Source organism: Gracilimonas sediminicola (assembly GCF_024320785.1).
GTDB lineage: Bacteria > Bacteroidota > Rhodothermia > Balneolales > Balneolaceae > Gracilimonas > Gracilimonas sediminicola.
The window spans coordinates 1-13133 of record NZ_JANDBC010000001.1 but is presented as its reverse complement, the minus strand read 5'-3'; the positions used below and the strand labels follow the sequence as shown (position 1 = coordinate 13133).

The window sequence follows — 13133 nt, the reverse complement described above, 5'->3', positions numbered from 1 at the left end:
TTAAATGAGCTGATAGGCCGGTAGTTGCTGCAAATAGGAAATGTATTGCCGGATGGCCTCGGCAAAGGTCTCTTCGTAGTAAAGGTTTCCATCCTGGTCGCTGTTTGCAGTGAATTCGTACCAGGGAATGGTGCCCAATAGTATTTTAGTCAGGTTTATTTTGTATTCGGGGAACGAGTCAAAGCCCGCCACATTGGTACTGGGGTGAAGGGCCGGATTTCCGGCAAAATCTTCATCGATTTTTCGAACGCCGACGGTATCAAGCGGTGGCGCCAATAAATGTTCGGCCAGGTCTTCAGCCAGCGTAAAAGGATTTGACGGGTCTGATATTTTCTCAGCCAGACGGATGGGATTGTACCGGTTTCCGGCGTTGTCGTATCCGTAAATAATATCGGTGAGGTTATCCCAGCGCGATGGCATCAGGTTGGTGTTGAGCCAGGAATAATGGCCCGGTGTTCCGTCAGAGTAGGGAGGGTTATAACCGGCCCATCCAAAAACGGTTTCGGGACGAAGAAGCTCCTCATTCAACTCCTGCATCCGCAGCCGTATGTATTCTTTCAGCTGAGAAGTAGGGGTGATTTCCAGCTCCCTCAGGTAACTGATAAAAACCTCTGTAGGACTCTTAATCCGGCAGCCATAAAACCGCTCTTCATAAAAGTGAGCGCTGCTCAGCAATTTCTTCAGCACTTCACCGATATCAAAATTCTGGGCGATGCAATAATCGGCAAGGTCAGAAATAACCGTTTCATTGGGTTGGGCGGAAACAAAGAACACGTACAGCTTCTTCGAGATAAAGTAGGCGACTTCCTGCTCTTTCTGGGAGAAAATCAGGTCGATAACAGTGTCCAAATCAAAATTACTGGCTACCCCGAAAATGGTTTTACTGGAACTGTCGAAACGGCTTTCATCAAAATACCCGCTCAAAGTGGCATCATTTACCCGCCACCCGGTAACCGCCCGGGCTACTTCGGCCACATCATTTTCAGAATAATTATCGTTACCATCCTTGTCCTTGGGCCCGAGGGTAAAGAGCTCCATAAGCTCGCGGGCAAAATCTTCGTTAGGCTGGCCTTCACGGTTGTTATAGTTATTGAGATAATACACCATAGCGGAGTTCTTGCTCATCCGTGTCACAAACTCCTTAAAGTTGCCAAAGCTGTATTCATGAAGCAGCTTCCAGTACTTATACATATGGCTGGCGTAACTGTCGCTGGCTTTATCGGGCAGGGCATTCATGTTGCTGTAAGAAACGGCAAAATGGTTGCTCCAGAACAGTTTCATGCGTTCGCGGAGTCCGCCGTTATACATGGCATCCATCCAGCGGAACTGAATATCATACACATCCTGAACATCCCCGGAATTGCTGTTACTGAACCATTGTGGGTCGTCTGGCAGGGGAGTGGAAATAGCGTTATCAACGATGGCTTCTGCAGCATCTGTCGCGTTGCTAAAACTACGTGCATAATTGAGGTTGTTAATCTTCAACCCAAGATGCGTGCGCCGAACCAAATGAGCAGCCTGAGTTTTACTCCAGGTTCCGGTATAAGCTTCCAGACCTGCCGCTTGTTGATTGCTATTATTCTTTGTTTTGATCGGGGACTCTCTCAAGCCCTCGTTGATCTCTTCACTAATCATATGCTCCGGATTTTCGTCTCTTTTGTACCTATAAGAGAATGGGGAAGTGTTAAGTGTTACAAAATCGTTGCCACTTTTTTTATAGAGGCAAATTCGAAGAAGGTTCCCGATTTCTGCAATTGAATGGTTAACAATGATATCGGGATATTTTTGAGACTGAAATAAATTTTAATCATTAAGAGAATACTTAATGATTGAGAAGGTTTTTTAAATTTTTTTGTAAGGAATTCTTCTGAACTAACTCTTACATTGCAAACAAAACAGCAAAAAAGAACAGGATACGTTATGAGTTCACTTAATAAAGCAATGTTAATTGGAAATCTTGGTCAAGACCCTGAGGTACGGTACACACAGTCGAATACAGCCGTGGCTACATTAAGTATTGCCACCAGCGAGCGCTTTAAAGACAGCAACGGGGAATATCAGGAACGCACAGAATGGCACCGTGTGGTTGCATGGGGAAGAACAGCTGAAATCTGTCAGCAGTATTTGAGCAAAGGCTCCAAGGTTTATATTGAAGGTCCGATCCAAACCCGCCAGTGGGAAGACAAAGACGGGCAAAAGCGATACACTACCGAAATCAAAGCTCTGCAAATGGTGATGTTAGACAGTCGCGGAAACTCCGGTGGTGGAAATCAGCCCGGAGGCAACCAGCCTCAGCAGCGGCCAAACCAAAATCAGAATCAGAACCAAAATCAGGGTGGCGGCAAGCCGATGAGCAGCAATGTGGAATTGGACAGCAACTTTGATGATATGGACGACGATCTTCCATTCTAAATCAACACAGTTTGTTGAATTTTAAAAACGACATGAGGAATTCTCGTGTCGTTTTTTTATTTATCGCTCAGGTTAGCTTAAAATCTTTTATTTTTGGGGATAGCGAAGGCATCCTTACATTAAATCAATCATAAATAAACAGTAATTGGATACTATCGAAGATCCTTTCAGTTTGGTTCAAGATTCTCTTATCACGCTTAGTGAAAGTGCCGCTACCACAGCGCAAGCTTTAGATCCTGTGGTGTTAGGAATTGAGCTCCTCTTTTTATTCCTGGGATTGGCATTTTCGGCTGTATTCTCCGGTTCCGAAGTAGCCCTATTTTCACTGTCAAACCGGATGCAAGATCTGAAGCAAGATGAGACTTTAGGCTCGGCCGACGACCGCATCATAAAGATGTTGGAAAAACCCCGGCGCCTGCTGGCTACCATCCTCATCGGAAATACCTTTGCCAATATTGTGGCATCTGTTTTAGCGGCTGTTATCACCGGGGATATCGTAGCGGCATACGGACTTTCAGAAGTGATTGTATATACTGTTGAGGTGATTGTACTGACCTTCATGATTTTGATTCTGAGTGAAATCACCCCAAAAATAATTGCTATCAATAACCCGATTAAAGTTTCGCGGGGAAACAGTGCTTTTATTTACAGCTTGTTTATTCTGCTTAAGCCTTTCGCCAAATTGATTGCAGACAGTACCATCAGCCTCGAGCGTTACCTTCCCAAGCCGGCCAGTAAAATGACTTCCGAAGACATTCGAACTATGGCAGAGGTGAGCGAGCAGGAAGGGTCAATCAAAGAAGACGAGCGGGAGATTATTGAGAACGTGATTGGGTTTGGGAATATCACCGTGCGGGAGATAATGACCTCCAGGGTAAATATTATAGCCGTGGCTTTGGATGAGTCGCTGCAGGATGTGCTCACCAAGATCCGTGAAAACGGACTTTCCCGAATGCCATTGTTTGAGAATGATCTGGATAACATTGTAGGAGTGCTTTACGCTAAAGATGTGCTTCCCTATTTGAATGCCGATGAAAAAGAACCGTCCCTGAACTGGAAAACCGTTTCAAGAAAAGCTCTTTTCATTCCAGCCACCAAGAAACTGGACGATCTGCTCCGGGATTTTCAGCAGGAAAAAACACACATTGCCATCGTGGTAGATGAGTATGGCGGAACCGAAGGGATCGTTACCATGGACGATATTCTGGAGGAGATTGTAGGTGATATAACCGACGACTCCGGTGACGAAGAAACCTTGTACACCCGTTTCAAAAGCGGTATCTATATTTTTGATGCCAAGATTGACCTGGATGATATGGAAGACATCCTGGAGTCGGAGGTTACTACCGATGAGGACGAATTTGAAACGCTGGGAGGTTTGATTTACCATCTCACCGAAAGCCTGCCGGTGGTGGGAGAACGCCTCACCTACAAAAACCTTGAGCTCACGGTTCACTCTGTTAAAAATAACCGGATCAAAAAGGTGAGAGTGAAAGTAGAAAGCCCTAAAGAAGTTCAAACACCTGCTGAATCGTAATTATGAGCCAGTCATTTTCCATTCAGGAAAATTTTAACCTTTCCGATTACAATACCATGGGCATAGCGGCAAAGGCCCGTTATTTCTGCTCCGTTCAATCCGTAGGGGAATTACAAAGCCTGTTGGCTGATTCCCGTTTTCAGGATACTCCCAGGTTCATGATAGGTGGTGGAAGCAATGTGTTATTCATCAGCGATTTTAAAGGACTGGTCATCCATGTGGACATTAAAGGGGTTTCCATTGATCGGGAGGATGAGGGAGAGGTAATCCTGAATGTGGGAGCCGGGGAAAACTGGCACGAACTGGTGGTGCATTGCGTGGAAAAAGGATGGGGCGGAATCGAGAATCTGTCCCTTATTCCCGGCTCCGTTGGTGCGGCTCCTATACAGAACATAGGAGCATATGGAGTTGAGCTGGAGGAAGTTTTTGAATCCCTGGAAGCAGTTGAAATAAAAACCGGGGAGCTGAAATCTTTCAGCAAAAAAGAGTGTCGGTTTGGCTATCGCGACAGCGTATTTAAAAATGAGTTGAAAGGACTCTTTGTTATAACGGGTGTAAAACTGAGGCTTCAAAAATCACCGAAGGTAAATACCTCCTACCGTGCACTTTCCGAAAAGCTGGAAGAGAAGGGCATCAAGAATCCATCCATCAAAGACATTAGCGAGGCGGTTATTGAGATCCGCCAAAGCAAGCTGCCCGATCCGGCAGAGATTGGGAATACCGGCAGCTTTTTTAAAAACCCGGTGATTACCAAGAAGCAATTTGAGGAGCTGCAATCAGCATACCCGGATATACCTTCATACCCTGCGGGGGAAAAGGTAAAAGTACCGGCTGCTTGGCTGATCGATCAGTGCGGATGGAAGGGGAAACGTTTTGGTGATGCCGGCGTTCATAAGATGCAGGCATTGGTTATTGTAAATTACGGGAATGCCACCGGAGAAGAGATATGGAATCTGGCACAGAAAATTCAGGTTTCAGTTAAAGATCGCTTTGGTGTTTTTCTGGCACCGGAAGTTAATATCGTTTCCTGATCAGCTTCCGGGAAACATTGTGCACTTACTTTCACTTAGATCTATTGAAATAAAGAGTTAAATCATTATGAAATTCATGAAAACAAGATCTTTTATAATCACCCTGCTGTTATCCTTCGCGGTACTTGGAAGCGGATGTGTGACCCTTGAGCAAAACCCCGTTTCGGGTAACAAACGCGCCTTCGGTTACAGTTGGGAAGAGGAAGAAAAACTTGGTGCCAATGCAGATAAGGAAATTGTGGCCCAATACGGCCTCTATCAAAATGAAGAGCTATCGAATTATGTATCTGACCTTGGACAGTCGTTGCTGGAAGTTAGTCACCTGAGAAGGGAAGACACTCCAAAGAAATTTCGGGAAACCGAGTTTACCTTTCGGGTACTAGACAGCCCTGTGGTAAATGCGTTTGCTCTGCCGGGAGGATACATTTATGTAACGCGGGGACTTCTGGCGCATCTCAATAATGAAGCTCAACTTGCCGTTGTTTTAGGGCATGAGATTGGCCATGTTGCTGCCCGACATGCATCTCAGCGGGCCGTTGAGCAGCAAATCGGACAAATAGCCATCATGGGGGGTGCTGTTTTAGGGGAATCGCTCGGTTATGACGGCGGGAGTATTCTTCAATTGAGCAGCCAGACGGCCCAGCTTATGTTTTTGAAATATGGTAGAGATGATGAACGCGAATCAGATGCTCTGGGTGTGGAATATTCAGCGATGAAGAATTACAAAGCAGCTGAAGGAGCTGAGTTTTTTAACTCTCTGGAACGGATTTCAGAAAGTCAGGGAGGCGGTGTTCCTACCTTGCTTTCCAGTCACCCCGATCCCGGTGAGCGGGAGAAAACCATCCCCGAGTTAGCCCAAAAATGGGAAGAACGCGGCTATGAGCAAACCATCCTGGATGATGAAGAGTTTTTGAATATGATCGAGGGTATGGTGTTTGGGAATAATCCCCGTCATGGTTTTGAGAGAAAAGGAACCTTCTACCATCCCGACCTGAAGTTTCAATTTCCGGTTCCGGCGGGATTGCAAGTTTATAACCAACCGGCTGCAGTTATAATGGTGAATGAGGAGCAAACAGCCATCACTCAGTTTACCATCGATTCGGAAAGCAATTCAGCGGAGAGTTATGTGAACTCATTTCTAAACAGAGAAGGCATTACTACGGTCGATCAGTATCAATACACCGAAAATGGCCTGGACGGCTATCAGGCTTTTGCAACCGCACTTGCCCAAGACAGTACCGAACTGCGGATTCAGATTACAGCTATTGAGTTTCAGGGGAATATTTACAACTTTCTGAGTTACACATCAGCTTCAGACTTTCCCATTTATGAAGGCGAATTTGCTTCTATACCGGCCGGCTTCAGAGAATTGAATGATGCCTCCATCTTGGGAATCGATCCCGTCAGAATTGATTTAAAACCTGCTGCCCGAACAGCCCCTTTTGCAGAATTCTTACCGGCCGACCTGCCCATGGATATCCAACCGCTGGATGTGGCGATCATCAATCAGGTGAAACTGGATGAAACTATCCAACAGGGGACGATCCTCAAAATTCCGGTTCAGTAAGAATAAGTATTAGAGTTTTTACCGGAATCCTTTTTTAAACCTGAAAAAGAAAAGCATTATCTTTGACTGGTAATTTTCAATTCAAACAAACTATCGCATGATCGCTCGCTATTCCCGCAAGGAAATGTCTGACTTATGGACGGATGAACAACAATTTCAAGCCTGGCTGGAGGTTGAACTAGCGGCCTGTTGGGCATGGGCCAGGTTGGGTAAAATACCCATGGAAGACGTGGATAAGCTGTACGAAAATGCTTCTTTTGATGTCGACCGCATCAAAGAAATCGAAGCCAAAACCCGCCATGATGTGGTTGCCTTTACCCGAGCCGTTTCCGAAACCCTTGGGGATGAAAAGAAATGGGTGCACTACGGGCTGACCTCCACCGACGTAGTTGATACCGCCTGGGGAGTACGCCTTAAGAAAGCCAACGTTATTCTGCTGGAAGGGTTGGAGCGTATTGTAAATGTACTGGCTGAAAAAGCGAAAAAGCACAAGTACACAGTAATGATGGGGCGTACCCACGGTATCCACGCCGAACCAACTACTTTTGGGCTCAAGTGCGCTTTATGGTATGCCGAGATGGAGCGAAACCTGGAGCGATTTAAAAAGGCCGCAGCCGATGTGGAGTTTGGAAAGTTATCCGGTTCCGTAGGAACTTTTGCCAACATTCCGCCGGAAGTTGAGGAATATACCTGCGAGAAATTAGGACTTCAGCCGGCGCCTATTTCCACCCAAACCCTGCAGCGCGATCGTCACGCATACTACCTGTCCACCTTGGCTTTGATTGGCTCAACGATGGAGAAGATGGCTGTGGAAGTTAGACACCTGCAGCGCAGTGAACTTAGAGAAGCCGAGGAAGCTTTCCGGAAAGGGCAGAAGGGATCATCCTCTATGCCGCATAAGCGAAATCCGGTGAGCTCCGAAAATATCTCGGGATGCGCACGCGTACTTCGGGGATATATGGTTACCGCTTATGAGAATATTCCCCTTTGGCACGAGCGGGATATCTCACACTCTTCCGCCGAGCGTATTATTCTTCCTGACGCCACCACCTTACTTGATTATATGCTGAACCGGTTTGCCGGTGTCATTGAAAACCTGGTGGTTTTTGAAGACAATATGGAATCCAACATCTGGAAGACACAAGGACTGGTATTCTCTCAGCGCCTGCTGCACAAGTTAATAGATAAAGGCATGCCACGGGAAAAAGCCTACGATACCGTTCAGCCGCTGGCTATGAAATCCTGGGAAGAACAAACGCTCTTTAAGCCTATCGTTGAAGCCGATGAAACGATAACAGAAGCTCTATCCCAGGAAGAAATCGATGAGGCTTTTGACCTGAATCACCACACCCGTAACGTGGATGTGATTTTTGAGCGGGTCGGCTTGAATTGAGCTTTGGAACTACTGGTTCCTGGATGAGAGCTATATTTAAAGAATAGTTCTGATATTTAGAGAAAGAACGATAATTGAAACCTACGACTTCGTTGCAGTCTGCGGATCAGAACCGGTCCCGGTTGCCGATGCCTCCGAAGCGCGGATTGACGACATTGTTGAGAAGCGAGCCGAAACGGTAACGGAACCCGAAGCTGAGGCCCGCCTCGTAGTTGGTTTCGAGCTGTCTGCGCCTCAGAAGCACATCTTCGAGGTCTGCGTTACCCTTTGGAAGGTTAATCTGATCGTGGATGAGCTCGAGGAAGCCGCCAATCTCTACGGAAAGCCCTCTGGTGATTCGAATTTCGAACTCCGCATCAAACTGAAGACTGTGACGCGAGAGGTCGTGCAGGTACTGTGAGGCATTGACGCCTATTTCGATTCCTCCCCATGGCTGTACGACTTCATACCCTGCGTTGAGTAGATGCTGTGGAAGCACTTCTTCAATTTCGTTGTAGATGGTTGTGTCTCGGTATGAGATGTGTGAGCTGCCCAGACGATAAGCAACCGTCAGTTGTCGCCGATTTGCCTCGCGGTACGGGTAGAGGCTCCATTCCACTGCGCCCATGAAGCGATAGCGCCAGTCTACATTAGAATAGGTCGAGGTTAGAACGTCTCCATAGGCACCGGCAGACCAGTGCGGCGAGATGCTTCGTATGGCATAACTGGTGAATCCGTCACGTCGGGCCGAACTCGTAATCGTTTCTTGCTCACGCTCAAATCGGTCGTAGTTGTAGTTAAAGAAGGGCCGGAGCTGAAGCTTCCACTCCTCGGTCACACGGCTGACGTACATCCCGTACCGGGTGTCGAAGGATCGCTGCTGGGATTCGAAGTCGGCACTACCGTCAGCATAGATCTCGATCGTCCAATGATTCCAGGGGTCTTCCATAGTCTTGGTCTGCCCGGCGGCGTACACCTCGGACGGCGCAATGTTCACACGTAGTCGGTCTCGTATGGGAGTCTGTATCAGGTACGGCACCAGCGCGGCTTCGAGGGTTCGGAGGAATCCGTTCCGCTCTTCGGCCTCAGTGGCGTTGGCAGGTGTATTGAAGACGGTAGAAAAATCCAGCCCATCGAAGATGCCCAGGCCGATGACATCAATGGTCAGTGCTTCTCCGCCCGATCCCGTGTCCTCCCGGGTAACAAGAACGTGAACATCAGCGACTTCACGGTCACGGACATGATCCAGGTAAGGCATCTCCTGACGAATGAAGGTCTCATCGCAGAAGTCACAGTCGAGAAAGAGGGCGAGCCGGGTGGGTGTTCCCATTTCGGCTCCCTGTGCGGCTACAGGACTGACGGCAGCACCAATCCATAAAAGTACGATTAGACAAATCATGATCGCGGCACATACTTTTCTCTTCATGAAGTAGTGTATCCGGGGTAGTGGGGTTGAATGAAGCTTGAGGCCCGGGCTGAAGGAGAACGATTTTTCATCTCTTGCTTCAGCGCATACGAGCCTAAAGTATAGGTCACTTAGACTGATCCCATGAAAATCTAAACCGTTTCGAATTTTCCGGGAATTTTGGTCATGGATTGGTCGCGGCATGGCACTCAAATTAGGGAGTAATGACCCGCGATATCGGCGCAGGGATTATAATTTCGTTGAAGTAGCAAAATTAATTTTTGGCAATCAAGTTCCATCGCACCCAATCCTGCTTGTTCCGATTATTTGGGGCGTCCGATATAAAGCGTAATGTTATGCCCACGGTTTTAGGTTCGAGATTTCCAGTACCCTGGCTTTCGCTTTAAATTCATGACGGCAAATATGGTAATAAGTTCGTTTTCCTCAGAGTAAATGAGTCCATATGGAAAGCGGGGAACTAAAAATCTTAGTTCTGTTTTAGTGATATTAGTACCAGATGAAGATTATTGTTCAATAACATCTAAAGCTTTTTCTACCTCATCAATAAAGTCATCTCCAAGGCCAACTACCTGTTCTTCATAATATTCCGAAGTTTCAAAGAATTCTTTTCTGGCTTCTGAATGAAATTTAATAGTCACTTTTCAATACGTTTTCTCGCTTCTTTTAAAACATCAGTAGCCGAATGAAGAGAGGCGTCTCCAGATTTAAGCGATTCCTTTCTCTTTTGAACTTCATCAACCCAAGCCTGTTCGATTTCTGGATCAATTTTACCTTGGATACTCTGCAATAATTTATCAGCCAGACGGGCTTTATTCTTCCGGTCAAGATTTAAGGCGGAATTCTCTATCTCTTTGAAATCGGTAATCATAATAAATTGAATTAGTTTAGCTGAATGTAATTATTACTAAAGAGAACTGGAAGCGAGATGCATTATTATAGTGGGTATAACGACCCAATTTATCGGCGCAGGGATTATAATTTCGTTGAAGTCGCAAAATTAATTCCTGGCAATCAAGTTTCATTGCATCCCACCTGCCTGCCGGCTGAGGCAGGTCCGCGTCCGCTTTAAAACGTCTTGATATAATGCGCTTTACTTCGTTTCGGCTTATCTTTTAGACATGAAATATCAAACGCCAAAATCAGAAGATGAAATCCTGCCCAACAAACTTGGACTAACCGATCCTGATAAGATCGCAGAAGAAGAGTATCGGGGATTTCTTAGAGCTGAAATTAAATTTGAATCCGAATTAGATAAAGTGGATTCCTTCGAATGGAATTTGATCTCGGAAATTCACAAGACTGCTCTACATCATTTATACGAATTTGCAGGAGAACTCAGACAAGTGAATATGTCCAAAGGTGGATTTACTTTTCCAACGGCTAAATTTCTGCCAGACATTATTCAGGAATTTGAAACTGAGTTTCTTGGTGATCTTCCAAAGCATGTAGAAGGATATGAAGAGCTCATACAATATGTTGCCCCAATTCACGCAGAATTACTATTTATTCATCCATTCAGAGAAGGGAATGGACGTACAGCTCGACTCTTCGTAGATTTAATTGCGGCAAAGTTTGATTTCGAAAAATTCAGTTTCGGAAAGATTACAGAGAAGAAGATGTCGGAATACATAAAAGCTGTGCAATCGGCAGCAGAAAAGAATTACCAGCCGATGATCGAGCTTTTCAGGATGTTGGAGAAGTAACCTTTTGCTGAAATTCCTGAACTACTTCTCGGCGGATTTGCTCAGCTTTCTTTTTGGATATATTAATCCCTTCAATACGAAAAGATGCCCGCTGTGATTTCATAGCTCCACGAGAAATAGACTCGATATTTTTCTTTGATTTCATGTCTATAATATACCAAAAAGTGAATAAAAGTTCTTAATTGACAAGCAGTATAACGGTCTGCGGTTTAACCGGCTTGGCCTTATTGAATGGTAATGTAATTAAAACTCGGAATTTCTTTAAGCCAAAAAATATTGAACCAGCAAACAGCGGCCAAGTCCGCGTTGAAACCGTTGTTATAGCCCGATTTACTCTTTTAGTAATTCCCAAAACCCTCGCGGCGAAATAATCTTTAGTTGTGGTACATTGTTTGCTATGACCAATAAATCTTTATCTCCGGTTACTAATATGTCGGCTTTTGCCCTCAATGCTGACTCCAACACACATCGATCATCTTCATCTCTTACTTTTACATCAGAAGGTTTATCAGGAATCGGCTCTATTTGATATTTTCGAAGAAATAAAAGTGTTTTGGAAACTTTGTTCTGTGGAACATTGAGTTTCTTAGTTAGTACCCGTTCCAATTCAGTTAAAACAATTTCCCCAGTTATTAACTGATGATCTGCAAGAATAACTTCAAGAAGGTCTGCACATAATCCCCTTGCGGTGAAAGCACTTACTAATACGTTGGTGTCAGTAAAAATTTTCACGAAACTTCACGAAAAACATCTTCATCGGTAAGCCACCCTTGGGCTTCTCCATAGGGTAAAAGTTGTTTACGCAATTCCTGAAAAGTCTCAATGGATAATTGCCGTTTTAAAGCTTGTCGGACTAATTCACTTTTTGAACGACCGGACTTTTTCGATGATTCTTCAAGAAGTTGATCTAGTTCTTTGTCAATTCGAATAGTGAGAGTTGTATCCATGAAAGTAGAATTACGTTTAGTGTTTTACAATGTAACACAACTTTAACGAGAGGGCAACTTATTTATTTGAAAAGGGCTATAACGACCCAGCGTTTAAACGGCGCGGGGATTAATATTTCTTTGAAGTAGCGAAATTAATACCTGACAAACAAGTTTGATCGCACCCCGTCCGCGTCCGATTTAAAACGCTTTGTTATGTTTTAAACAGGGTTGTCAAAATACTTCTTCCGGATTCAAGACCGCTTTGATAAGCCTCTGACAAAGCAGAATAATCTAGGAAGATGAAACCGACAGCAATTAATATCAAACTAGCAACAAGCATCTTGGCTTTATGCTTTCTGTACTTCTTGGAAAAGCTTAGTCCAAATAAAATTATACCACCAATTAAACTAAAGTCAATAAGCAGGCCACTAATAAATTCTAGCATGATAAAAGTCTGTATTTAAGTTTAGAACATAACGGTCTGCGGTTTAACCGGCTTGGCCTTATTGGCAGGTAATGTAATTAAAACTCAGAACTTCTTTATCTAATTGAGCTTTGAAAGGGCAAAATGCGGCCAAGTCCGCGTTGAAACCGTTGTTATAGAACCGTCTGCTATGATTTTCATTTAATCATTTGCTTAAATTTTAAATTGAATCTATATTTAAGCAGTTTCTTAAATAAATAATCTGCTATGAATAAACAATCCTGTATTCGTGATGTAGCCGATCTGAACCAGATCAATCGCTGTATTGACTCAATCAGTGCGGTAGAGTCATCTATCTTAAAACTATCAGACATACTGAAACTGGCCGGGAATGATGTGCGCCTGAAAATTCTGTTCTTGTTAAGTACGGAGGAAGATTTATGCCCATGTGATTTGAGCGATATTTTGGATATGACCGTACCAGCGGTATCGCAACACCTACGAAAATTGAAAGACGCCGGACTTTTAGGTTCAAGAAGGGAGGGAAAACTCATCTTCTATTCTTTGCAAGAACCTTATGACGAGCTTTTGAAACCACTTTTTAACCAGATTGAAAACAATGCCATTATGGAGGTATTAGCAGCATGAACAAGCAACAAAACAATAACTCTGACACAAACTGGCTGGGCGCGGGACTGGGAGTAGCATTTATAGCTTCCCTTTGCTGTATCA

Annotated in this window: 15 protein-coding genes; 7 read left to right on the top strand and 8 right to left on the bottom strand. The window is 44.8% G+C overall.

What is annotated here, in order from left to right:
* Positions 1-1635 (bottom strand): DUF1800 domain-containing protein, encoded by a 1635-nt coding sequence (locus NM125_RS00075; RefSeq protein ID WP_255131590.1) that lies wholly within the window; start codon positions 1633-1635, stop codon positions 1-3.
* A gap of 285 nt (positions 1636-1920) precedes the next feature.
* Between NM125_RS00075 and NM125_RS00070 the strand changes: the two genes are divergently transcribed.
* From NM125_RS00070 to purB, 5 genes are all read left to right on the top strand, one after another.
* Positions 1921-2412: a single-stranded DNA-binding protein gene (locus tag NM125_RS00070; protein ID WP_255131588.1), complete on the top strand. Its 492-nt coding sequence runs from the start codon at positions 1921-1923 to the stop codon at positions 2410-2412.
* Between the two features lie 145 nt (positions 2413-2557).
* A complete protein-coding gene (locus NM125_RS00065; RefSeq protein WP_255131586.1) occupies positions 2558-3949 on the top strand; it encodes a hemolysin family protein in 1392 nt (463 codons plus the stop codon).
* Between the two features lie 2 nt (positions 3950-3951).
* On the top strand, positions 3952-4980 hold the full coding sequence (murB, locus tag NM125_RS00060) for a UDP-N-acetylmuramate dehydrogenase (RefSeq protein WP_255131584.1): 1029 nt from the start codon (positions 3952-3954) through the stop codon (positions 4978-4980).
* A gap of 67 nt (positions 4981-5047) precedes the next feature.
* Positions 5048-6547: a M48 family metalloprotease gene (locus NM125_RS00055; RefSeq protein WP_255131582.1), complete on the top strand. Its 1500-nt coding sequence runs from the start codon at positions 5048-5050 to the stop codon at positions 6545-6547.
* 97 nt (positions 6548-6644) lie between these two features.
* Complete coding sequence (gene purB / locus NM125_RS00050; protein WP_255131580.1) at positions 6645-7940, top strand: adenylosuccinate lyase; 1296 nt, start codon at positions 6645-6647, stop codon at positions 7938-7940.
* Positions 7941-8046: 106 nt separating this feature from the next.
* On the opposite strand, the gene NM125_RS00045 is transcribed toward purB, so the two are convergent.
* The 3 genes from NM125_RS00045 to NM125_RS00035 form a co-directional block, all read right to left on the bottom strand.
* A complete protein-coding gene (locus NM125_RS00045) occupies positions 8047-9345 on the bottom strand; it encodes a hypothetical protein (protein ID WP_255131578.1) in 1299 nt (432 codons plus the stop codon).
* A gap of 503 nt (positions 9346-9848) precedes the next feature.
* Positions 9849-9983 carry a hypothetical protein gene (locus NM125_RS00040; protein WP_255131576.1) on the bottom strand — a complete coding sequence of 45 codons (135 nt, stop codon included), beginning with the start codon at positions 9981-9983 and terminating at the stop codon, positions 9849-9851.
* Entirely contained in the window at positions 9980-10213 is a 234-nt protein-coding gene (locus NM125_RS00035; RefSeq protein WP_255131574.1) for an addiction module protein, read from the bottom strand. Before NM125_RS00035 ends, NM125_RS00040 begins: the two co-directional genes overlap by 4 nt.
* Before the next feature lie 250 nt (positions 10214-10463).
* On the opposite strand from NM125_RS00035, the gene NM125_RS00030 reads away from it, so the two are divergent.
* Entirely contained in the window at positions 10464-11048 is a 585-nt protein-coding gene (locus tag NM125_RS00030) for a Fic/DOC family protein (RefSeq protein WP_255131572.1), read from the top strand.
* On the opposite strand, the gene NM125_RS00025 is transcribed toward NM125_RS00030, so the two are convergent.
* From NM125_RS00025 to NM125_RS00010, 4 genes are all read right to left on the bottom strand, one after another.
* Positions 11029-11193: a hypothetical protein gene (locus NM125_RS00025; protein ID WP_232802958.1), complete on the bottom strand. Its 165-nt coding sequence runs from the start codon at positions 11191-11193 to the stop codon at positions 11029-11031. The genes NM125_RS00030 and NM125_RS00025 overlap by 20 nt on opposite strands.
* 185 nt (positions 11194-11378) lie before the next feature.
* Positions 11379-11780, bottom strand: a complete 402-nt coding sequence (locus NM125_RS00020; RefSeq protein ID WP_255131567.1) for a putative toxin-antitoxin system toxin component, PIN family — start codon at positions 11778-11780, stop codon at positions 11379-11381.
* Positions 11777-11995: a ribbon-helix-helix protein, CopG family gene (locus tag NM125_RS00015; RefSeq protein WP_255131565.1), complete on the bottom strand. Its 219-nt coding sequence runs from the start codon at positions 11993-11995 to the stop codon at positions 11777-11779. The genes NM125_RS00020 and NM125_RS00015 overlap by 4 nt, the downstream gene beginning before the upstream one ends.
* A 193-nt stretch (positions 11996-12188) precedes the next feature.
* Positions 12189-12422 (bottom strand): hypothetical protein, encoded by a 234-nt coding sequence (locus tag NM125_RS00010; protein ID WP_255131563.1) that lies wholly within the window; start codon positions 12420-12422, stop codon positions 12189-12191.
* Between the two features lie 246 nt (positions 12423-12668).
* Between NM125_RS00010 and NM125_RS00005 the strand changes: the two genes are divergently transcribed.
* A complete protein-coding gene (locus NM125_RS00005) occupies positions 12669-13049 on the top strand; it encodes an ArsR/SmtB family transcription factor (protein WP_255131561.1) in 381 nt (126 codons plus the stop codon).
* Positions 13050-13133 lie beyond the last annotated feature (84 nt).